The 21632-nt window shown below is 73.1% G+C and carries 16 protein-coding genes; 10 read left to right on the forward strand and 6 right to left on the reverse strand.

The window, feature by feature from the left end; all coding sequences use genetic code 11:
- Window position 1: 1 nt before the first annotated feature.
- Window positions 2-379 carry a DUF1304 domain-containing protein gene (locus tag E1212_RS20320; RefSeq protein WP_131985803.1) on the reverse strand — a complete coding sequence of 126 codons (378 nt, stop codon included), beginning with the start codon at window positions 377-379 and terminating at the stop codon, window positions 2-4.
- A 96-nt stretch (window positions 380-475) separates the two neighbouring features.
- A complete protein-coding gene (locus E1212_RS20325) occupies window positions 476-802 on the reverse strand; it encodes a plasmid stabilization protein (protein WP_131985805.1) in 327 nt (108 codons plus the stop codon).
- 115 nt (window positions 803-917) lie between these two features.
- On the opposite strand from E1212_RS20325, the gene E1212_RS20330 reads away from it, so the two are divergent.
- Both E1212_RS20330 and E1212_RS20335 read left to right on the forward strand, forming a co-directional pair.
- Window positions 918-1301: a hypothetical protein gene (locus E1212_RS20330; RefSeq protein ID WP_131985807.1), complete on the forward strand. Its 384-nt coding sequence runs from the start codon at window positions 918-920 to the stop codon at window positions 1299-1301.
- 17 nt (window positions 1302-1318) lie between these two features.
- The gene (locus tag E1212_RS20335; RefSeq protein ID WP_131985809.1) at window positions 1319-2416 is read left to right on the forward strand and encodes a baeRF2 domain-containing protein; all 1098 of its coding nucleotides are present in this window, start codon (window positions 1319-1321) and stop codon (window positions 2414-2416) included.
- A gap of 43 nt (window positions 2417-2459) precedes the next feature.
- Here E1212_RS20335 and E1212_RS20340 read toward each other — a convergent pair whose 3' ends face one another.
- Window positions 2460-3137, reverse strand: a complete 678-nt coding sequence (locus tag E1212_RS20340; RefSeq protein ID WP_131985811.1) for a GAF and ANTAR domain-containing protein — start codon at window positions 3135-3137, stop codon at window positions 2460-2462.
- 106 nt (window positions 3138-3243) lie between these two features.
- On the opposite strand from E1212_RS20340, the gene E1212_RS20345 reads away from it, so the two are divergent.
- The 4 genes from E1212_RS20345 (at window position 3244) to E1212_RS20360 (ending at window position 6489) form a co-directional block, all read left to right on the forward strand.
- A complete protein-coding gene (locus E1212_RS20345) occupies window positions 3244-3825 on the forward strand; it encodes a TetR/AcrR family transcriptional regulator (protein ID WP_131985813.1) in 582 nt (193 codons plus the stop codon).
- A 36-nt stretch (window positions 3826-3861) separates the two neighbouring features.
- Window positions 3862-4671, forward strand: coding sequence for a GAF and ANTAR domain-containing protein (locus E1212_RS20350; protein ID WP_131985815.1), 810 nt, complete (start codon window positions 3862-3864; stop codon window positions 4669-4671).
- 182 nt (window positions 4672-4853) lie between these two features.
- Complete coding sequence (locus E1212_RS20355; protein ID WP_131985817.1) at window positions 4854-5654, forward strand: GAF and ANTAR domain-containing protein; 801 nt, start codon at window positions 4854-4856, stop codon at window positions 5652-5654.
- A gap of 103 nt (window positions 5655-5757) precedes the next feature.
- A complete protein-coding gene (locus E1212_RS20360; RefSeq protein WP_162605556.1) occupies window positions 5758-6489 on the forward strand; it encodes an ANTAR domain-containing protein in 732 nt (243 codons plus the stop codon).
- 182 nt (window positions 6490-6671) lie between these two features.
- Here E1212_RS20360 and E1212_RS29575 read toward each other — a convergent pair whose 3' ends face one another.
- Entirely contained in the window at window positions 6672-9452 is a 2781-nt protein-coding gene (locus E1212_RS29575) for a LuxR family transcriptional regulator (protein ID WP_162605557.1), read from the reverse strand.
- Window positions 9453-9693: 241 nt separating this feature from the next.
- On the opposite strand from E1212_RS29575, the gene E1212_RS20385 reads away from it, so the two are divergent.
- A complete protein-coding gene (locus E1212_RS20385; RefSeq protein ID WP_131985820.1) occupies window positions 9694-12159 on the forward strand; it encodes a helix-turn-helix transcriptional regulator in 2466 nt (821 codons plus the stop codon).
- 98 nt (window positions 12160-12257) lie between these two features.
- Window positions 12258-12812, forward strand: a complete 555-nt coding sequence (locus tag E1212_RS20390) for an RNA polymerase sigma factor (protein WP_131985822.1) — start codon at window positions 12258-12260, stop codon at window positions 12810-12812.
- Between the two features lie 279 nt (window positions 12813-13091).
- On the opposite strand, the gene E1212_RS20395 is transcribed toward E1212_RS20390, so the two are convergent.
- On the reverse strand, window positions 13092-18578 hold the full coding sequence (locus E1212_RS20395) for an SdrD B-like domain-containing protein (RefSeq protein ID WP_131985824.1): 5487 nt from the start codon (window positions 18576-18578) through the stop codon (window positions 13092-13094).
- Between the two features lie 299 nt (window positions 18579-18877).
- Here E1212_RS20395 and E1212_RS20400 point away from each other — a divergent pair, with 299 nt between their 5' ends.
- Both E1212_RS20400 and E1212_RS20405 read left to right on the forward strand, forming a co-directional pair.
- Window positions 18878-19642, forward strand: coding sequence for a hypothetical protein (locus E1212_RS20400; RefSeq protein ID WP_131985826.1), 765 nt, complete (start codon window positions 18878-18880; stop codon window positions 19640-19642).
- The gene (locus E1212_RS20405) at window positions 19642-20904 is read left to right on the forward strand and encodes a Dyp-type peroxidase (protein WP_131985828.1); all 1263 of its coding nucleotides are present in this window, start codon (window positions 19642-19644) and stop codon (window positions 20902-20904) included. Before E1212_RS20400 ends, E1212_RS20405 begins: the two co-directional genes overlap by 1 nt.
- Here the strand turns inward: E1212_RS20405 and E1212_RS20410 are convergent.
- Window positions 20891-21511, reverse strand: a complete 621-nt coding sequence (locus E1212_RS20410) for a carboxymuconolactone decarboxylase family protein (RefSeq protein WP_131985830.1) — start codon at window positions 21509-21511, stop codon at window positions 20891-20893. The two genes, E1212_RS20405 and E1212_RS20410, sit on opposite strands and share 14 nt — an antisense overlap.
- Between the last annotated feature and the right edge of the window lie 121 nt (window positions 21512-21632).

Genomic DNA, 21632 nt, shown 5'->3' on the forward strand with positions numbered 1-21632 from the left:
GTCAGGAGGCGAGCGCCGCCACGATCGCGATCGCCGGAGGCAGCGCCTGCCCGACGGCACCCCGCCAGAGCCGCCGGTCGGACGCAACCAGGACGATCCCCGCCAGCGTCATCGCGGCGCAGCTGAAGACGACCAGCGTTCGACCGGCCGTCTCCTGGTCCGCGGCCCACACGACGACCCCGATCAGGGCGCCCGCGGCCAGCGCCAGGTTGTAGAAGCCCTGATTGAACGCCCACAGCCGGACGCCCGTCGACTGGCCGGCGTCGCGGACCAGCGCCCGCTGCACGAACGGACGGTCGAACAGGATGCTCTCCATCACGAACGCCGCGAGGTGGAAGACGCCGGCCACCACCGCGAAGATCCATGCGACAACCGTCATGGCGCCAGCGTGGCGGCGCACGCGGGCCCGGACAAGGCGCCGGGCCGGTGAGACCCTCATCACCGGCCCGACAGGCTCGCGTTCAGCGATGCGGCGTCAGCGGCCGACCGCCTTCTCCAGCTCCTTCTTGGTCATCTTGGAGCGGCCCTTGATGCCCTTCTCCTTGGCCTCGTTGTAGAGCTGGTCCTTGGTGCGGCCACCGGGGCCCTTGCCGGAGCGCAGGCCACCCCGGCGCCCGGACGAGATGTCGTCGACGGACGTACGGCTCTTCTGCGCGGCCTCGCCGGAGCGCGCCCGCTCCTTGTTCACAGTGCGCGCGGCGATCTCTTCGGCCTTGTCCTCGCCGTAGTCGCGATCCTCCAGGCCTTCCTTGATGTGCTCGTACTGCCGCTCGCGCTTCTTGCTCCACTGTCCTCTCGGCATCCGGCTCACCTCCGTCACTGTGATCCGTACCCGGCCGGCGCGAAACCATCCGCCGTCGTTTGCCGACATCCGCACCGGGTAGCCGACCGGGTGAGGCAGGACAGAGGAGGACGCCATGACCACGACCGGCAACCCCGACGACGGCCCCAACCGCGATCCCGGTGCCTCGTTGGAGGAGGCGGGCATCCCGGAGTACGCCGACGACATGCAGCCTGACGGCGACGTGCCAGACCCGGGCGTGCCTTCCGTGCCCGTGGACGCGCCGACGTACGGCCTGTTGCGGGTCGAGGAGGAGGAGACGCTCGATCAGCGGCTGGCCGAAGAGGAACCCGACCCCGCTCAGGACCCCGACCTGTACGAGACCGCCGACGAGGACGACGCCGACCCGACGGCGGGTCTGCCCGTGCCCGAGGAGGCCGGCCTCGACGAGGAGGTGGACGCCGAGCTCGCCGGCGACGACGTCACCGGCATGCACATCGAGACCGAACCCGGCCCGTGACGCGAGGGAGGAACCTCATGCGACTGGACACTCTCACCCGCATCCTCGACCACCAGGGACCGTTCGCCAGCGCCATGCTCGACGTCAGCCGCACCACCGAGGACGCCGGCCGGCTGCTCGAGCTGCGCAGCAGGGCGGCGCGCACGGAGCTCACCGAGGCCGGTGCGCCCCGCGGCGTCGCCGCGGCACTGGCGGACCGGATGGCCGAGCCGACGGGCAGACCGGGCGAGACCGGGCGGTTCGTGGTCGCGTCAGAGGCGGACGGCGTGCTGGTCGACGAGACGCTGCCGGGCTGGAGCGGGGCCGAGGTGCTGACGTGGGGACCGCTGCCGGATGTCACCGCCTGGCTGGCCTACCAGGACTGCGCCGTGCCGGTGCTCGTGGTGCTGGCCGACCACGTGGGCGCCGACCTGCACCACCACGCCGCCTGGGGCCGCGAACCCGCGACCACCACGATCGTGGACGGCAGCACCGAGAACATCTCCAAGGTCCCCGACGGCGGCCTGGCCCGGGCGGACCTGCAGAGCAGGACGGACGAGCAGTGGCGGCTCAACGCCCGCGCCGTCGCCGCCGAGATCGAGCGGCTGGCCGCGGCCACGCCGCCGCCGCTGATCGTCCTGGCCGGCGACCCGCGCGCCCGCCACGACATCCGTGAGGCGCTGAGCCCGCACCTCGCCGAGCGGCTGGTCGAGTCCGAACGGGGGAGCCGCGCCGACGGAGCGGGGATGAACTCGCTCACCACCGAGGTCGACGTCGCCGTCACCGACGCCGTCGCCCGCCGCCGTCAGGACGACATCGACCGGTTCCAGGAGCACGTCGGCCGGCAGGAGGCCGTCGCCGTCGGGCTCGGGCCGGTGCTCGAGATGGCGGTCATGGCCAGCATCGACACCGTCGTCCTCGACGAGGACCGCGCCGCCGGCACCCTCGTCCGGCCGGCCGACCACCCGTACCTGCCGCTGCCCGACGGCGTCCGCTCGGCCGACTCCGTCCGCTCGGATCTGCTGGTTCTCGCCGCGGCGGCGGCCACCGGGGCGGGGGCTGTCTTCGCCGCCCCGCCGGACCTGCCCGAGGACGGCGTCGCCGCGCTGCTGCGCTGGGACCGGCCGCCGGGCTAGAGCGCACGGGTCGCGCGCCCGGCGCGAGGTCGGCTGGGAGGGGTCAGCCGACCTCGGCCGGCCGCGACGCGACGATCTGCTCGGCTCGCTCGCCGAGCTTCACGCCGTGGTCGCGCGCAGTGTTGCGCAGCAGGGCGAACGCCTGGTCGGCGTCGAGCCCGTGTCTCTGCATGAGCACTCCCTGGGCCTGCCCGATGACGTGCCGTGCGTTCATGGCCCGCCGCAGCCCGGACTCGTGCCGCGCCGAGACCAGCGCGACCGACGCGTGCCGGGCGTAGAGCCGGGCCAGCTGGGCGTGGTCGGCGGCGAACGCGCCGACCTTGGCGGAGTAGACGCTCAGAGCGCCGAGCGCCGAGCGGTTGGTGCGGAGCCCGAGGGACAGGACGCTCTGGAAGCCCATCTCGGTGACGGAGCCGCTCCAGTTGCGCCAGCGGTCGTCGGCGGAGACGTCGTCGACCACGACGGCGTCGCGGACGGACATGGCCTCGAGGCTCGGGCCCTCGGCACACTGGATCTGGAACAGGTCGGCCTTCGCCGCCTCGGGACTGGTGGCGCTCATGACCGCCGGGCGGCCGCCCTGACGGATCATGACGGTGACGCCGTCGGCTCCCGTGAGGGCGCGCGCGTGGTGCAGGACGGTCTGGACCGTGCTCTCGACGTCCGGTTCGCTGTGCAGGTCAGCGGCGGCCTCGGCAAGTTCCGACGACGGACTGAGGTCCATTGCTTGCGCTCACCTTTCGCCGGGCACAGTTCCCCATGATCGAACGAACAGACGGTTCTGTCTACCCCGCGACAGCGGGGTCTGTCAACATGTATCGTCGGGCGCCATGCAGGTCTCGGACGCGGCCGGCGGCACGCCCAACGCACGAGAACGGATCCTGGCGGCCAGCTACCGGCTGTTCGCCCGGCGCGGCATTCTCGGCGTGGGTGTCGACGAGGTCATCGAACGCGCCCACGTCGCCAAGGCCACGTTCTACAAGCACTTCCCGTCGAAGAACGACCTCGTCCTGGCCTACCTCGACCGGCGCGAGCGCGAGTGGACCGTGGGGCTGGTCGAGGCCGGCTCCGAGAAGCTCGCCGACGGCCCCGAGGAGCGCCTGCTGGCCATCTTCGACGTGTTCGAGGAGTGGTTCGCCAGCGACGACTTCGACGGCATCGCCTTCATCACCGTCCTGCTCGAGATGGGCCGGTCACACCCGCTGGGCCAGGCCAGCATCCAGCACCTGGCCCACCTGCGTGCCATCGTCAGCGCGCGCGCCGCCGACGCCGGGCTGCGCGACCCCGAGGAGTTCGCCCGGTCCTGGCAGATCCTCATGAAGGGCTCCATCATCGCCGCACTCGAGGGCGATCCCGGCGCGGCGCAGCGGGCCAAGGCCATGGCGGCCACGCTGATCGAGCAGTACCGGTAGCGCCCGGCGCCGCTCGCGCGGCGTACAGTGACGAGAATGGCGGACGAGCGAAGCCAAGCGGGCCGCGACCTCACCGAACTGCTGGGCGCGGTGCAGAACCTTCTGCTCAACGCGCCCCGGGTCGAGGAGTTCCTCACGGACCTCGCCAAACTCGCCGCCGACCTCGTCGAGCCGCCCGCGTCGTGCGGCATCACCACCAGCTACGACGGCCAGCCGCGCACCGTGGTCACCAGCGACCCGCGGGCCGCTCTGGTCGACGAGGGACAGTACGAGGGCGGCTGGGGGCCGTGCGTGCACGCGCTGGCCACCGGCGACGTCGTCGAGATCGTGGACCAGGAGTCCGACCCGCGCTGGCCCGAGTACCGGGTGCACGCCGTCGCGCTGGGCGTGCGGTCCTCGCTGAGCCTGCCGCTGGTCGTGAACGGCGACGTCATAGGCGCCATGAACCTCTACGACTTCGACGAGCCCGAGGCGTTCGACATCCAGAACCGCCGCCGCGCCGAGACCTTCGCCACCCAGGCGTCCACGGCCCTGGCCCTCGCGCTGCGCCAGGTCCACGACGCGGAGCTCGCCGAGCAGATGGAGCAGGCGCTGGCCACCCGCAGCGTCATCGACCAGGCCATCGGAATCGTCATGGCGCAGCAGCGGTGCAGCGCCGAGCAGGCGTTCGCCACACTGCGCAAGCACTCGCAGAACAACAACCTCAAGCTGCGCACCGTCGCTGAGCGCATGGTCGCCAGGGTGTCCGGTCAGGCGGTGCCGCAGCCGCCCCCGTTCCGGCGCCGTTCGGCATCGAGCAGCGGCGGCGCCGCGACCGGGCTGGGCGACGGCGTCCCGGGCGCCTGAGCCGCCGGTCCGGCGCGGGGCCGAGCCCCGCGCGTCGTACGGGAGATTTGTCATTCGCCCGTGCCGTAGGTACGTTTGCCGTCTCCGGTTGAGACGCCAGCCGGCGGCAGTCCCGCCGCATTCGGCTCGTCGCCCGAGGTCTCCATGCCGTACCCCTTCGATCGTCGTCGCGGACAGCGTCCGTGAGCGGCGAGCCGTTCACTCCCGCCGACGCGGAGCCCGAGCCCGAACCCGAACCAGAGATCGAGCCGACGCACGTGGCCGAACCCGGGTCGCGGCGGCTCCTCGAACCCGACGACGTCGCTCAGCTGCTGGCCGCGGCCGCGCCGCACCTGTACCTGCAGCCCGACGTCGAGTCGACGGTGAACGCCGTGATCCATCAGGGTGTCGAGGTCATCGGTGGTGACGCCGCGGGGGCGACGCTACTGCGGCCTCGGGGCCGCCGTGAGGTCGCCGCGGCCACCACCGACCGCGCCGAGGAGGCCGACCGGGTCCAGTTCGAGCTGAGCGAGGGGCCGTCGATCACCGCGCTGGCCGAGCAGGAGCCGGTCCTCGTCACCGACAGCACCACGGAGCCGCGCTGGCCGCGATGGACCGCCGTCATCGCCGAGATCGGCTACCGCAGCATGCTGGCGATGCCACTGGACCTCGGGCCGCACTACTCCGGCACGGTCATCGTGTTCTGGGAGCTGGCCGAGCAGCCGGCCGAGCGGCACGTGGCGGTGGCGAAGCTGCTGCTGCGCCACGCCGCCATCGCCATCACCGACGCTCGCCGGTCCTCGACGCTGCGGGAGGCGATCGACGCCCGGTACCAGATCGGGCTGGCGCAGGGCATCCTCATGGAGCGCTACGGGCTCGACGCCACCCAGTCGTTCGAGGTGCTGCGCCGCTACTCGCGCGACAACAACGTGAAGCTCAGCCGGGTGGCGGGCGACGTCGTCCGGACCCGGTCGCTGCCCGAGGCCTACGGCACCGGCGAATGACCGGCCGCCGCCCGCCGCCCGGATCGCCCGCTCCGTCCGATCCAGTAGGGTGGACGGCGCCGAGAACCGGATCGGCATGCCGGCTGCCGAGGAGGAGCGGCGGTTGACCACACGAGCCGAGGTGATATCGCGACTCGCCGCAGCGGTCGCCGACGCGGGGGCCAGGGCGCCACTGGCCCAGCGCCTCGGCGAGACCTGCCGGTCCATCCTCGACGGCGACGGCGCCGCCATCACCCTGGCCTACACGCTGCCGCAGCGGCTCACCGTCTGCTCCACCGACGACGTCTCCAGCACTCTCGAGGACCTGCAGGACATCCTGGGCGAGGGGCCTGGAGTCGATGCCTACCGCACCGCTCGCACCGTCGTCGCCCGGCTCGGCGACCACGGGTCCGGGCCGGTCTGGCCGCTCTTCACCGAGGCGGCCCGCCGCGAGGTCGGCATGGCCACGGTGGTCGCCATTCCGGTGCCCATGGGCTCCGACGTGCTCGGCGTGCTGACGACGTACCGATCCGGCTCCGACCACCCCGAGCCAGAAGCCGCCCTCGCCGCGCACCTGGCCGCCGCCGTCGGCGCGGCGCTGCTGCGCGACCCCGACCTGGCCGATCCGCCGGGCGAGTTCACCGGCGCCTGGGCCGGCCGCGCCGAGGTGCACCAGGCCACCGGGTTCCTGGTGGCTCAGCTCGGCCTCTCTCCTGACGACGCTCTGGCGCTGCTGCGGGCCTGCGCCTACGCCGACGAGGTCACCGTGGCCGACGTCGCCCGCCGGGTCATCGAGCGCACGCTCGACCTCTCGGCGCTCGCGCGCGACCGCCGCCAGCCGCCCGCCGGGCTCTGAACGGGGCTGTCCGGCCACTCCGCTCCCGAGAAGGGGGGCTTCGCGGGGAGCGGAGTGCCGGATCCCCCGTTGGACGAGTGGGCCGGCCGGCCCTGCACCTCCACCCGTCATCAAGTAGGAGGCGGCGGGCCACCGGATCCGCACGCGCGACTTCCAAGATTTTTTCCGGCCCGGTCGGCGCCTCAGGCCTGACCGGAGCCGGGCGGCCCGCCGTCGTCGTCGAGGCCGGTGACCACGATGCCGGTGAGCTCGGTCCGCGACCGGATACCGAGCTTGCGGAAGATGCGCCCGAGGTGCGCCTCGACCGTCCGCACCGACACGAACAACTCCGTGGCGATCTCGCGGTTGCGCCGGCCGCTGGCGACCAGGGTGGCGATGCGCTGCTCGGCGTCGGTGAGGTCGGCCAGGCGGGTGGTCGGCGGGACCGGTCCGCCGGCGGCGCCGAGCTCCTGGCCCGCGCGGCCGGCCAGTGCGATCGCGCCGCTCTCCTGCGCCAGCACGACCGTGCGCTGCAGCCACGACCGCGCATCGGTACGGCGGCCCAGGCGGCGCAGCCGCTCGCCGAAGCACAGCAGCGTCCGCGCCTGCTCGACCGGCGAGACGGTGTCGGCGGCGGTCTCGGCCGCCTCGCGGAACAGCGTCAGCGCCTCTTCGCCCTCGCTGACCAGCGCGCGGCAGCGGGCGACGGTGTGCCGCGCCCACGCCGTCGGGACACGGTCGGCCCGCAGCTCGAACTCGGCCAGTGCCACCCGGGCCCGGGCGAGCTCGCCGTTGCGGACGCACGCTTCGACGTAGTCGGGTTCGACGGCGAGGATCGACGGGTCGGTGTGCTCGAGGGCGTGCCGCCGGGCGTGGTCGAGCACCGACATCGCCTCGTCGAAGCGGCCCAGCAGCAGGAGGAACGCCCCGGTCTCTGCCTGCATGACGGCGGTCGCCCACGAGTCGCCGTGCCGCCGCGCGCCCTCGATCGACTGACGGCGGCGCTCCCAGGCGGCCTCGTCCTCACCCAGGAACGCGTTGACCCGGATCATGAACGCCGGCACCAGCGCCCGGTGCGCGCTGTCGGCGTCGACGCGGTCCCACCAGGCGGCGGCCTCGGCGGCCTCGCGCAGCCGGCCGGCCCGCGACTCCAGCTGGACCAGGCCGGCCAGTGCGGCGCGCAGCAGCAGCGGCGAGTCGCCGAACTGCCCGCTGGTGACCGCCCGCAACAGCCGCCGCGCCTGCCCGTAGCGCTCCGCCCGCACCAGCACCGTCGCGTGCAGCAGGTGCGTCTCGGCCTCGCCGAACAGGTCCTCGGCCGCGCCGGGGCCGGCCTCGACCAGCTCGACGGCGCGGTCCAGCTCGCCGCTGACCGACGCCAGCAGCGCCGCCGTACGCCGGTGCGCCGCACGGGTGGAGTCGTCGAAGTCGTCGGTGAACCGCTCGGCCAGCGCGAGGAACCGGGCCGCCTCGGCCTGCTCCATGCGCCCGGCCAGCCCGTGGGCGGCGGCGAGGTCGAGGGCGGCGGCGCGGGCCGGGTCGATCGGCGAGACCTCCTCCACGTGCCGGCTGACCAGTCCGGTCGCGACCTCGCCGTCGAGCAGGTTGCGGGCGCGCACCTCGAGCAGCGCGAAGTCGGCCCGCTGCTCGGCCGTGGTGTCCAGGCGGAACCGCTCGCGAGCGATGTGCACGGCCTCGTCCAGCCGGCCGGCCAGGACGGCGAATCGCCCGGCCTGCAGGAGCCGGTCGATCCGCTCACCCGGCTTGGAGGTGAGCCGGACCGCCTCGCGCGCGAACGACAGCGACCGCTCCACCTCGCCGCGGGCCAGCGACTCGCTCGCGACCCGGTGCAGCCGCGTGGCGAGCTCGTCGTCGTGGTCGGGCCGGGTCTGCGCCAGGTGCCAGAGCTGCCAGCCGGGGTCGGAGTCGGCGTATGCCGCGGCCAGCGCCTGGTGCGCGGCGTCGCGCTCGGCCATGGTCGCGGCCTGCCAGATGATCGAGCGGACGGCGGGGCGCTGCAGCGTGAAGGTGCCGTCAGAACGATTCAGGTGCTCGGCGAAGAGCCAGGCGACGTGCGGCGCGTCCGGCGAGCCGAGCGCGTTGAGCACCGGCGCCAGCCGGTGATCCTCGCTGCCGGTGGCGACGAGCAGGGCGAAGCGCTGGTCGTCGTCGAGCGAGCCCAGCTCCGGCAGCTGCAGCGCCTCCAGGACGGGCGAGTGCGGCAGGTGCCGGTCCAGCTCGACCTGCCCGAGCAGCTGCACGTCGGGGATCCGGCCGACGACGTCGAGCAGCGCCCGTGGGTTGCCCCCGACCCGGGCGGCGATGCGGGCGGCCACGCTGTGCAGGGTGTGCGAGCCGGCGGCGCGGCGGACCAGCTCGGTGGCCTCGGTGGGCGGCAGCTCGCCGAGCCGGATCACGGGCAGCCCGCGCAGCGGCGGCACTCGCTCGGCCGCCTCGACGACGACCAGCAGGACCAGCGGCGACGTGCCGACGCGGCGGGCGACGAACCCGAGCACCTCGAGCGACTGCGGGTCCAGGCGATGGGCGTTGTCCATGACGACGACCAGCGGCCGGCGCACGCGGCTGATGAGCGCCTGCACCTGGACGGCGATCTCGTAGGCGGTCGTGCTGGCCTGGTCGAGCCGGCGGGTGATGTCGTCGACCAGTCGCGCGGCGATCTGCTGCTGCTCGTGGTCGAGCGACCCGACGACGGCGGACAGCACGAGGTGCAGGCCCGAGTACGGCCAGCCGCGCTCGGCCTCGGCGCCGACGACCGATGACACCGTCACCTCGTCGAGCCCCGTCAGCCGGCTCGCGCGCGCGTCGTCGGCGACGGCGCGCACGAGCGCGCTCTTGCCGACACCCACGGCCCCCTCCACGACGACGGCGCCCCCCTCGCCGGCCGTCAGCCTGAGCAGGACCTCGCGGATCCTGGACTGTTCACCGTCGCGGCCGATCAGCTCGTCGCGTACTTCCTTGTCCACCCGTTCCCCTCACCCTGCGACCACCCATCGCCGGGCCCCCCTTTCGCGATCTTCCTCACCAAGCATCGCGGTCCGACACCCTGCCATGACGTAAGAACCCGACACTGCTGACGGATGATCGGGGGTGGATCCTGGGGTGAGGCGAGGGGTGAGACTAAGCTCGACCTCCGGGTGGACAGGACGGGGAGAAGGCTCGATGCGGGGTGCCGAGGGTGACCGACGACGGTCTGTGCCGCGTTCAGTGCTGCCCAGACCACGCCTCGTCGACCCGCTGACCAGGCCCGACGCCGCACCGATCCTCGTCGTTCAGGGTCCGCCCGGGCTCGGGAAGTCGCTGCTGCTCGACGACGTCGCCCGGCGGCTGGGCGCCGGCCGGGTGGCACGGCTCGACCCCGGCCTCGGCGACGCTCTCGGAGCCGCCGTCGACGACGTCCTCTGCCGCGCGGTGGGCGACTCCGCCACCGATCCGCCCGCGATCCTGCTCGACGACGTCCCCGATCCCGACGGCGACGGCGTCCGCTCGGCCCTGCGCGCGGTGCGCGACCACGACACCCGGCTGTTGCTGAGCACCCGTACGCAGCCCGCGTGGGCGACCACCGACCGGCTGCTCGACGGCACGATCCAGATCATCGCCCTGCCGGACCTGCTGTTCGACGCCACGGAGATCCACAGGCTGGCCACCCGGTTCCGGGTCCCGCTGAGCCCCGACGACCTCGCCGAGCTGGACCAGACCACCGACGGCTGGCCGGCTCTGGTGGTGGCGGCGCTGCGGGCCCGCCGGCCCGGCTCCGCGCTGTCCGATCGGCGGCTGCGCGACCTCGTCGACCGGTTCGTCCGCGTCGAACTGCTCGGCGACCTCGATCCCGCCGACCACGCGCTGCTCACCGACGTGGCCGCGGCGCCGCGCTTCGACGCGTCGGTGCTGGCGCTGCTGCTCGAGGACCACGCCGCCGCCCCCGCCGACCCGGCCGCGCTGATCGACCGGTGGGCGACGGCGGGCCGGCTGGTTCCCGTCGCCGACGACGGGCAGTGGCGGCTGCCGCATCCGGTGCGCCGCGCCCTGCTGGCCCGCCTCGACACCGAGCACCCCGGCCGCCGTACCGAGCTGGTCACCCGCACAGTGCGGCTGCTGGTCGCGCACGACCGCACCACCCAGGCGCTGCCGCTGGTGGTCGACACCGCGCTGGACAAGGCGACGGCCGGCAGCGTGGTGCGGGCCAGCTGGGAGCCGGCGGTGGCGCGCGGCCAGGTCGACGACCTCCTGCCGGCGGTCGACACGCTGCCCGACGACGTCATCGCGGCCGACCCCGTCCTCCTGCTGCTGTCGGCCGTCGCCGCCGTCGCGCCGCCGCCGGACCTGCAGACGTTCGCCCGCCGCGTGGCGCAGGCCGACCGGCTGGTCGACCAGTACACGCTGAGCGGCACCCTGCTCACCATCCGCTGCTTCCAGATGGTGCTGGCCCGGGCCCGCGGCGACGCCGCCGCGGCACTCGCCGTCGAGCGGTCCGGGCAAGCGCTGATCCGGGCCGCCACCGACGACCAGCGCCGCGAACACCTCGACCGCGTCGTGTACTTCGACTGGCAGACCGGCGCCAACCGGCTCGCCGACGGCGACCTCGACGCCGCCGAGCACCTGCTGGGCCGCACGGCCATGCAGGCCCGGCACCACGGCATCGCCTGGCACGAGGCGAACAGCGAGGCGTTGCGGTCGTACACGTCGTTCCTGCGCGGCGATCTGGCCGGGGCGGCCCGGCAGGCGCGCTCGGCGGCGGACATCGCGCGGCGGCACGGCTGGGCCGACAACCAGTTCACCGACCACGTCCACCTCACCCGCGGCGCGCTCGACCTCGAGCACGGGCGCACCGCCGGCGTCGCCGAGCGGCTGCACGGCGCGCAGCGACGACTCGACGGCGACGTCGTGCCGCCGGCCGCCCGGCTCGCGCTGGCCTGGTCTGTGCTGGCGCTGCTCAGCGGCGACCGCACCGCGGCCGGGCACGCCGACCTGCTCAGCGGCGACGACCAGCCGACCAACCGGCTGCCGCTGAACCGGTTGCTGGCGACCATCGCCCGGGCGCACGCCCTGATCGCCCGCGACGAGCCGAAGGCCGCCACGGTGCTGCTCGCGTCGGCCGTGGCGCCGCCGGGGCACGTCGCCCTCCTGGCGGTGGCGCGGGCCCGCGCGCTGCTGGCCGCCGGCGACGCCGCGACCGCCGGCCGCGAGCTGGCCTCGCTCGGCGACCTCGGCACCGTGCCGCGGACCGTGCGCGCCGACGTCCATGCCCTGCAGGTCGAGTGCGCCCTGCGCCGCGGCCTCGGCACCGGCCCGCACCTGCACCAGCTGTTCGCGCTGATCGAGCGCACCGGCGCCCGGCGTCCGCTCCTGCTGCTGCCGGCGCTGCGGACGGCGGTCGTCGAGCGCGAGCTGCCGCTGCCGCCGTCGGGCCCCTTGAGCACGCTGCCGGTCGAGCTGGCCGCGCTGCACCGCGCCAACACCGGCGCCGCGCCCGCGCTGTCCGAGCGCGAGACCGAGGTGCTGCTCTCGCTCGACGGGCCCGAGACCCTCAGCGAGATCGCGAAGTCGATGTACATCTCCGGCAACACCCTGAAGACCACCGCGCGATCGCTGTATCGCAAGCTCGGCGCGGCCGATCGCTACGAGGCGGTCACCGTCGCCCGCGCCCTGGCCATCCTGCCGCCGGCGCAGTGACCGATTGCGCCGCTTTGCCGCAAGATCGTGAATCCCCGTAGTGATGTCTGCGGGGACCACCGACGCGCGGAACATCGCACTGCCACGAGGTTCTTCCCATGATCGACGAGTGGGACCACCAGGAGTTCGCGGTCCTGCTGGACCGGGCTCACGAGGGCGACGACGCCGCCTTCGGGACCCTGTACGAGAAGACGGCCCCCATGGCGCACCGCGTGGCACAGCACATCGTCCGGGACCGGCACGCCGCCGACGACCTCGTCCAGGAGACGTTCTGCCTCGTGCTGAACGCCGTTCGCGCCGGTCGCGGGCCCCGCTCCTCGTTCCCCGGTTACGTGCTGTCGACGGTGCGACGCCTCGCCTACCGGCACTCGACGGCACGCGGCCGCACGATCGCCGTTCACGACCCGGCCGCCTGGGACGCCCTGATCGACCGGCTCGGCGTACCCAGGGCCGACGACGGCCGCGCGGCGACCGCCCTGGCCGGCCTGCCGGCCCGTTGGCGGCTGGTCCTCTGGCTCGTCGATGTCGAGCGGTACTCGCCGTCGGAGGTCGGCACCCGGCTGTCGATGACGCCGAACGCCGTCTCCAGCCTCGCCGCCCGCGCCCGCAAGGCGCTGCGCGCGGCTTACGCCGCCGCCCCCGCCGACGTCTGACCCGCAGGTCAGGACCGCTCCGCACCACGCTAGAGGTCTGCGGTCGGATGAGACGGCACACCTCCAACGCGCGGTACAGGTCTGCGGTCGGAGCAGACCGCAGACCTCCACCACGCACGTCAGCGCCTGCCGCCGGATCAGACCGCAGGCCTCCAGCGCGGACTCCGGCAGGCCGCGGCACACGCGGCGGGCCCGGAGCGCCGCGTGTGTCGCGGCGTGCCGGGCCCACTGCGGTTCGACCGCGGGGCCGGCCGGTCGGACCGGCCCCGCGGGCGTCGATCAGCTGCTCAGGCCTCCCGTCTGCGGGCGGCGGCGGACGACGACCAGAGCCGTCGCGCCGGCCAGGAGGAGCAGCGCACCGGTGACCAGCAGCAGCGTGGCGTCGCCGCCGGTGTCGGCCAGGTCGTCGCCACCACCGTCGCCACCACCGTCGCCACCACCGTCGCCGCCGCTGCCGTCGTCGTCACCCGAGCCGTCGTCGTCGCCCGAGCCGTCGTCGTCACCGGGGGTGTCCGGCGGGGTCGGCGGGTCGAGCGGAGCGCAGGCGTCGGCGTCGAGCTCGTGGCCGTTGTGGTCGAGCAGCCCGAGGTTGAGCAGCCCGCCGGACTCACCGGCACCCGGGTCGTCCGGGCACGAGACCGACTCCGCGGTCGCCGTCGCCGGGTCGACCGTGACGGCGACGGTGACCTCGTAGGTGTGGGTGGCGTCGGCGTCGATGGTGACGTCGCCGGTGATGGCGTTCTCCGGTGCGTCGGGCTCCGCGCCCTGCCCGGTGAACGTGTCCAGGACCGCGACGTCGCCGGGTTCGGTGTTCTCGGCGGTGACGTCGACGATCTCGATGCCGGTGCCGTAGTTCAGCTGGTCGCTGAGGACGTAGTCCCCGGCTGCCGCGCCGTCGTTGGTGACCTCCAGCTCGTAGGTGATGGTGTAGGCGTTCGTGCCGGTCGACGTCGGGCCGGACGCGATGGTCTTGTCCAGGTGGATCGACGGCAGGTCGGCGCAGTCGGTGTCGGTGAGCTCGTTGCCGCCCTCGGTGGTGAGGGTGGCGCCGTTGTTCAGCCCGCCGTTCTCCCAGTTGTCGCCGGGCTCGCCGGCACACGCGGCCGCGGTGTTGCCGTCGTCGTCCACCTCGAAGCTCGGCGGGACGTCGGCGACGACGGTGACGGTGTAGACGTGCGGTGCGTAGCCCTCGTCGTTCATGCCCGGCAGGGCGACGTCGGTCGCGATGACCGTGTCCTCCAGACCGTCCCAGTCCTCGTTCACGTCCACGCCGTCCGGCGCGTCGGTGACCTCGGCGTAGTCGACCTCGACGGTGTCGCCGAACAGCAGCTCGTCCTCGAGGTCGTAGGTGGTCTCGCCCGGCAGCAGGTTGGTGACCGTCAGCGTGTAGACGACCTCCCACTGCCCATCGTTCACCGGCTCGGCCGACACCAGCTCCTTGTCCAGGCTCGGCTCACCGAGGGAGAGGCAGGCCTCGTCGTCGTCGGTGAGGTCGTTGTGCTCGATGCCGGTGCTGTTGGCCAGCCCGCCGTTCTCGCCGGAGTCCGGCTCGGGGCAGGTCATCGACTCCTCGGTGAGGGTGTCCTCGTCGAGTGAGAAGGTCACCTGCACCTGGTAGGTGTGCACCCCGCCGGCGGCGAGCGGCACGTCCTCGGCGATGACGTTGACCGGGTCGCCGTCGGGTCCCTGGCCGGTCCAGGTGTCCAGCGCGGTGACGCCCTCGGGCGTGGTGACCACGTCGGACGACTCGACGACGATGCCCTCGCCGTAACGGAGGCGGTCGCTGATCGTGTAGTCACCGTCGCCGGCGCCGGTGTTGCTGGCCACCAGGTCGTAGGTGATCGTCCACGTGCCGTCACCGTTCGCGACCGGGCCGGCGCTGACCGTCTTCTCGATGTCGATCGACGGCAGCGGCGCGCAGGCCTGGTCGTCCTCCTCCAGGCCGGCCTCGTCGGTCAGCGTCGACGTGTTGTTGAACGCCGTGTCCGTGGTCGGGTCCTCCCCCTCGCCGGGGCAGGCCGCCGGGTCCGAGCCGTCCTCACCCGGTGCGAGCTGCAGTGGCGCCTCGGCGATCACCGTCAGCTCGTAGTGGTGCGGCGCGTAGCCGTCGTCGTCGGTGCCCAGGATCGGCACCTGCTCGGCGACGACCAGCTGGTCCTGCCCGTTCCACGGCGGGTCGAACAGCGTCGCCTCGGCCGGCGACGCGGTGACGTCGGCGGACACGATCGTGACCTGGTCGGTGAAGTGCAGCTCGTCGGCCAGGTCGTACCAGCTCGCCTGGACGCCCTTGTTGACCACGTCGATGCCGTAGACGATCTCCCACTGGCCGTTGCCGATCGGCTCGGCCGAGATGAGCGACTTGACGTGGGTCGGCTGGCCGACCTCGCGGCACTCGGTGTCGCTGTCCGGGTACCCGTTGAACGACGAGCTCGCGTCGTTGTAGAGCCCGGTGCCGTCCTCACCCTCGCCGCCGGCCAGCGTGCAGTCCGACGGGTCGGGCGCCGCGGGCGGGTTCGGCAGGTCCATCGTGAACTGGACCGTGACGGTGTACTCGTGCGACTCCAGCGAGTCGATCGGCTGGTCCTCGACGATCAGCAGGTCGCTGACACCGTCGTACTCCGGCCGGGTGGTGATGTCGCCCGGGACGGTGTTCGCGCTGGTCACCGAGCCGTCGATGATCTCGATGCCAGCACCGAAGCGGAGCTGGTCCTCGAGGTCGTAGTCGGTCGGAACCTCGGTCTCGTTGGTGACGGCGAGGCCGTAGGTGATCTCCCAGACGCCGGGCTGGTTCTCCCGGTCGACGACGTGCGGCTCGGTGACGACGGTCTTGTCGAGCGTGACGAGCGGGAGCTCGGCGCAGGCGTCGTCGGTGAGCTCCTCGTGGTTGGTGGGATCCAGCGTGGCGGTGTTGAACAGCCCCGTGGTCCCCCCGTCCGGTAGCGGGCGGCCGCAGGCCAGCGACTCCGGCGTGGCGGTCGCCTCGCCGGTCTCCGGGTCGGTCGTCAGCCCGACGGTCACCTGGATCGTGTAGATGTGCTCGGTGCCGTTCTCGATGGTCGACTGCGGGTCGATGGGCACCTCGCCGGTGACGACGTTCAGGTCGTTCACACCGTCCCAGTTCGGGTTCAGCAGCCCGTCGGCCTGCGGCGGACCGGACACCACCTGGGTGTCGACCACCTCGATGCCGTCGCCGTAGCCGGTCAGGTCGTCGGTGAGCAGGTACGCCCCGGGGATCATGCCGGTGTTCTGGGCGACCAGCTCGTACGTCACCGTCCAGGTGCCGTCGTCGTCCGGGCTCTCCGGCGCATTGGACCCGCTCAGCATGCGCTTGTCGAACTCGTAGTCGATATTGGAGTAGCCGAAGTCGATCGTGTGGTCGTTCTCGCCCGGTCCACCGGTGGTGATGGCGGCATACGGGAAGTCGCCGTCGTCGGTGGTCTCCACGATGCCGTCGGAGTCGTTCCGGTTCGCGTCCACGGAGTTCGGGTCACCGGTGTCGGGCACCGTCGGGTACCAGTTCTCCAGCGGCCCGCCGGCTTCGTAGTCGGCCGGGTTGTCCACGCCGACGACGTAGTCGGTGTGCGTCTGGAGCTGGTAGTCCTGGTCGTTGGACGAGAAGTAGTACTCGCCGTTCGCGTCGGTCGTCGTGGTGCTGACGAGCGTGCGGTTGCCGGTCTCGTCCACCTCGTACAGGTTGACCGTCGCGCCCTGGACGACCGCCTCGTCCGGGTCCTGGACACCGTCGTTGTCGACGTCGTACCAGACGTAGTTGCCGATCTCGATCGGCGCGGCCGACGCCATCGCCGTCAACTCACCGAGGCCATTGCCCTTGGCCGTCGCGGACGGCGGGATGTTGGTGCCGGTGATGACGGCCGCACCGCGCGGCTCCACGAGCGTGCCGTCGTTCTGGTGGAACCGGCGAGTGCCGACCTGGAAGCCGCCCTCGGCGACGTGGAGCCCGGTCGCCATGATGCCGTCCGCGCGACTGGGCACGACCAGCGTGGCGCCGAGGTGCTCGGCGCTGTTCACCCAGGTGTCCATGAAGAACTTGCCCGGCTGGCCGTTCGGGCCGTTCAGGGTGACCTGGGTGTCCGCTCCGTCCACGCCGTTCACCTGACCGTCCTGCTCGATGCTCCAGGTGCCGTCGCCGTTGGGGCCGGCCTTCAGGAGCTCACCACCGAGCGAGCGTGACACCACGAGGAAGGGGTTGTCGGGCGCGAGGGCACTCTGCATGCCGAAGAGATCGCCGCCCAGGTCGCGGATGCCGACGACCAGGTCGCCGTGCAGGTAGCGCGCGTCCGCGACGATCGGCACGGCGGAGTACATGACCTGGCCCTGCAGGAACTGCAGCCAGTCCGCGGAGTTGGTGCTCCACGGCTGGTAGTTCGCACTGTAGAGGCCCGCGAACAGGCCGCGCTGATAGCCGAGCGAGAAGTCCAGCACCTGCGTCAGGTTCGTCGGGTCGGCCGGGTCGAACGAGTACACGTAGGCGTGCAGGTCGGCCCGGTTCCCGGTCGACTCTGCCGTGTCGGTGACCGTCAGATACATCTCGTTGGTCTCGGGGTTGGCCGAGATGCCGTGCGGCCGCAGGTCGCTGCCGTCCGGGAAGTAGGCGTCCAGCTCGTGCTCTGTGACGTCGAGCACCTGCGTGCCGTCGCGGCTGATCTCGATCTCGACCAGCGAGCGGTTGTGGAGGTTCACCGCGAACAGCGACTCCTGGTCGTTGGAGATCTCCATCGCGCCGAGTCCCTCGCGCCCGACCCGGTCCCAGGCCTGGGCGTCGGTCCCCCAGTCGTAGGCGGGGTTGTCGAGCGCCATGATCGGCCGCAGGCCGTTCGGGTCACCGAGCGCCGCCCCAGGGTCGTAGTCGCTGCCGACGTCGATGCCGTAGTCGGTCAGATCGACGAACACGTCGCCGGTGGCGGTGGGCGAGGCCGGAGTCCCGCCGTCGGGCGTGATCTTGTAGATCGCGCCGATGCCGCCCGGGCCGAGGCCCGAGTGCCGCCGTACGTACGCCGACGCGAACACCGAGCCCATGCCGCCGGGCTCCTCCGCCCGTTGCCAGGCGGTGCCGTAGGTCGCGCCGATCTGGCCGAACGGCACTTGCATCGTGGTCGGCACCGCGGTCGTCGTGTTCGGGCTCATCGCGTCGTACTCGTGCGCCGCGCCGCCGAACAGGGCGGATTGAACGCCGTCATGGCCCGCGTACCGGAACGCCGGCAGGTACACGAACGGGTTGTTCTCGACGAACGTGCCCGGCGTCTGGAAGGAGAAGTCGACCTCGGTGGCCGGCACGCTGTCGATGAACTGCACCGTCGTGCCGTTGCTGCGGCCGGCCGCGCGGCCGACGACGGAGTCGCGCCACTCGGCCCACTCCGGGGTGTCGGGCACGTTCGCCTCGACCCGCCATGGGCCGGCGTCGCTCGTCACCGGGAGCGAGTAGTCGCCGTTCGCGTCGGTGAGGGCCGGCCCGGCGACGTTGCCGTCGGCGTCGTAGGCGTAGACCTCGATGCCCTCGAGCAGACCGGACGCCTCGAACGTGTCGTACATGCCGTCGGAGTTGTAGTCCTGCCAGATCGTGCCCGTGATCGGGTCGCCGACGGCTGCCTGAGCGGGGAGCGTGGACACACCGGCCGCGCCGAGGGCCGAGCCGACGACGCCGAGCGCGGTGAGCGCTCCGGCGGCAGCACGCGCCCGCCTCGAGAAGGCCCGTTTCGGGCGTTGGGCGGCCGATCGGCCGCGGCCTCGTTCCTGGAACGATCTCACGGGGGTCCTCCGTCACTGTCGCACAACCACGTTGCACATTCCGCGACGCCGCGACCCTGCACGGGATACACGGCGGCGCTGACCATGAAGAGTCAACTCGCATGGCGATCAGCACGCGACGTGATGCAGATCACGTTTTAGGGCGTGGCGATGCCGGACTGTGTCCCGAATTGCCTGGTGAGCGCACCGTGGTCATGCGTACACTCGTGCGCATGACCACGCCCAGCCGCCGCCTTGGAATGCGGCCCATGCGCCGTTTCGGGCGGTTTGCGGCGATGGTCGGCATTGCACTCATCGCTGTGTCCGGATGCTCCGGCGGCGACTCTCCGGAGACCTCCCCGACGGCGTCGCGGACGGCCGACGAGGGCGACGGGCCGCGGCCGCTCAGCGTCGACGAGGCGCAGCGCCTGTCGATGATGCGCTACACCAACTACACCGACGGCGTCCGCGCGCTCCGGTTCGAGGTGACCGACGGCGCCCGCACGTTCGCCGTCGACGGCTGGGCCGACTTCGCCGCGCACGTCGGCTACGCCCGCGTCAGCGAGGACGGCGGCGACCCGCAGCTGGTCGCGTGGACGCTCTCCGGCATCACGTCGCACGCACCGGTCGGGCCGTCCGGGCCATCCGGCGGCGGCGACGGCGACGGCGGCCCGCCGCTGCCGCCACCCGACGACACCGCGTGGACGTCGTCGGCGCTGAACCCGGAGCAGTCGCGGCTGCACGCGATGCTCGCACTGGTCTTCCAGGCCGCCAGCGACCGGCCCGACAACCCCCTGCTGCTGCAGCAGACCGACGCCCGCTGGCTGCGCTCCGACGAGGTCGGCGGCGTCACCGTCGACGTCGTGGCAGGCCCGACGGCCGACCGCGCCTACGACCCCGCGACCGCCACCACGGCACCCGACGGCAGCGATGCGACGGTGCGCTACTGGGTCGACGACGAGAGCCGGCTGCGGCGTCTCGAGGCCCGGCTCGGCGCCGGCGGTGACTGGACGGCGGTCGACTTCGCCGACGCGCCGGGCGTGCACTTCGCCGGCGAGTTCCTCGAGACGACGGCGAGCGGCTGATGACCGAGCCCGACGACCGGACACCGGACGGGAACGTCCCCGCGCAGCCGGGCCGCACCCGGCGGCGCGACCTGCTGCGCGGGCTCACCGCCGCCGGCGCCGCGGCGGGCTTCGCGGGCGTGGCCGGGCTCGCGGCCGGCCGGGCCACCGCCGACGACGGCGACCTCCGGCGGCCGGCGGCATCGCCCGCGACCACCGTCCCCACGCCGTCGGCCACGTCGTCGCGGCCCGACCCCGTCGACCCCACCGGTGTCCACCAGGCCGGCATCGTCCGGCCCGGGACCCCGCAGCCGCACGGACTGCTCGTCGTGCTCGACCTGACGACGGCGCCGGCCGCCACGCCCGCCTTCCGTGACGCCGTCCGCGCCCTGTGCCGGCGGCTCGGCACCGCGGTCCTCGACCTGACCGGCGAGCGAGCCACCGAGGCCGGGCTGCTGGACGGGCCGGGCGACGTCACCGCGACGGTGGGGCTGGGCCCGCGGGTGGTCGCCGCGTTCGGCGCCGAGCTGCCCGGCGCGGCGCCGCTGCCGCCGTTCGCGCAGGACGCCGCCCTCGCGCCGGAGCGGACCGGCGGCGACCTGCTGCTCGCCGTCCACGGGTCGGACCCGAACGACGTGCAGCGCGCGGCGAGCTGGCTCACCGCCCAGGCCGCACCCGACGCCGTCGCCCGCTGGTCGCAGCGCGGCTTCCGGGCGCCCGGCACCGGCACCATCGCCCGCAACCCTCTCGGGTTCCACGACGGTGTCATCGTCCCGCACGACGCGGCGGAGCAGGACGAGCACGTGTGGATCGCCGACGGCCCGTTCGCCGGCGGCAGCATCTGCGTCGTGCGCAGGCTCCGCCTCGACGTCGCGCGGTTCACCGCCGAGCCGGTCGCCCGCCAGGAGGCGGTCATCGGCCGGCGCCGCACGGACGGCACACCGCTGTCCGGCGGCGGCCCCACGGGCGAGGTCGACCTGCTGGCCAAGACGCCCGACGGCCAGTACGTCACGCCCGCGCGGTCGCACGTGCGGGCCGCGCACCCGTCGGTCACCGGTAGCGCGCTGATGCTGCGCCGCGGCTACGCCTTCGACGACGGCGGCGACGACCACGGCCTGCTGTTCGTCTGCTTCCAGCGCGACCTGCGCACGTTCGTCCAGACCCAGTTCCGCCTCGACGAGGTCGACGACCTCGGCGAGTACGTCACACCCACCGGCAGCGCGACCTTCCTCATCCTCCCCGGCTTCGACGCCGGCCGCCCCCTCGGCGTCACCCTGCCGTGACGGCGTCCTCGACCGGCCGGTTCGCGATGGGGCGGCCGTAGTCGACGGCGTCGAGGACCGGCTGCGGAACGAGGTCGAGGAGCTGCGCGTCGGGGCTGGCACCGAGGGCGTCGTTCACGGTCGAGAACGCCACCCGGAGCGCGCTGAACACCGTCAGGCCGAAGATCTCGCCGTCGGTCCACCCGGCGTCGCGCAAGTCCTGCACGTCGCGCTCCGTCGTGCCGTTCGGGTCGCGAACCACCTTGCGCGCCCACGCCGCCATGGCCCGCTCCTTGGGCGTCAGGCCGTCGTCGCGCCCGCTGAGCACGGCCGCCGCCGTCTCCGGGTCGGCCTCGCCGGCCAGCTTGGTGCCCCAGACGAGCGAGCAGGGCGAGTCGCCCAGGGCGGAGGCGACGGCGCCGACGAGGATGCCGCGCTGCCGCACAGTCATGCCATTGCTCTCCCACACATAGGTGATGAGGTCGAACAGCCTCTGGTGCGCCTCGGGGTCGTGCGCCCACAGCCGCGTGACGTTCATGACGTAGCCGCCGTCGGTCCGGTCGTGCTCGAAGATCTCCTGCGCGCCGGGCGAGTCCGGGGCGTCGCCGAGGAAGTGCGGACTGGTCATCGGGTCCTACCTTCATAGGGGTTCTTCAGGTCTGCTCCCGGTAGGTGCTCGAGGGAGCGGCCCGCAGTCGGTGTCAGGGCTGGGCGCAGGCCACCGGTAGGGCGTGGCCTTGACACCGGCG

It is taken from the genome of Jiangella ureilytica, assembly GCF_004348545.1.
Taxonomy (GTDB): domain Bacteria; phylum Actinomycetota; class Actinomycetes; order Jiangellales; family Jiangellaceae; genus Jiangella; species Jiangella ureilytica.

Bases quoted from the DNA above. Each gene is read 5' to 3' on its own strand.
- E1212_RS20320 (WP_131985803.1), bottom strand. From the start codon at position 379: ATGACGGTTGTCGCATGGATCTTCGCGGTGGTGGCCGGCGTCTTCCAC.
- E1212_RS20325 (WP_131985805.1), bottom strand. From the start codon at position 802: ATGCCGAGAGGACAGTGGAGCAAGAAGCGCGAGCGGCAGTACGAGCAC.
- E1212_RS20330 (WP_131985807.1), top strand. From the start codon at position 918: ATGACCACGACCGGCAACCCCGACGACGGCCCCAACCGCGATCCCGGT.
- E1212_RS20335 (WP_131985809.1), top strand. From the start codon at position 1,319: ATGCGACTGGACACTCTCACCCGCATCCTCGACCACCAGGGACCGTTC.
- E1212_RS20340 (WP_131985811.1), bottom strand. From the start codon at position 3,137: ATGGACCTCAGTCCGTCGTCGGAACTTGCCGAGGCCGCCGCTGACCTG.
- E1212_RS20345 (WP_131985813.1), top strand. From the start codon at position 3,244: ATGCAGGTCTCGGACGCGGCCGGCGGCACGCCCAACGCACGAGAACGG.
- E1212_RS20350 (WP_131985815.1), top strand. From the start codon at position 3,862: ATGGCGGACGAGCGAAGCCAAGCGGGCCGCGACCTCACCGAACTGCTG.
- E1212_RS20390 (WP_131985822.1), top strand. From the start codon at position 12,258: ATGATCGACGAGTGGGACCACCAGGAGTTCGCGGTCCTGCTGGACCGG.
- E1212_RS20405 (WP_131985828.1), top strand. From the start codon at position 19,642: ATGACCGAGCCCGACGACCGGACACCGGACGGGAACGTCCCCGCGCAG.
- E1212_RS20410 (WP_131985830.1), bottom strand. From the start codon at position 21,511: ATGACCAGTCCGCACTTCCTCGGCGACGCCCCGGACTCGCCCGGCGCG.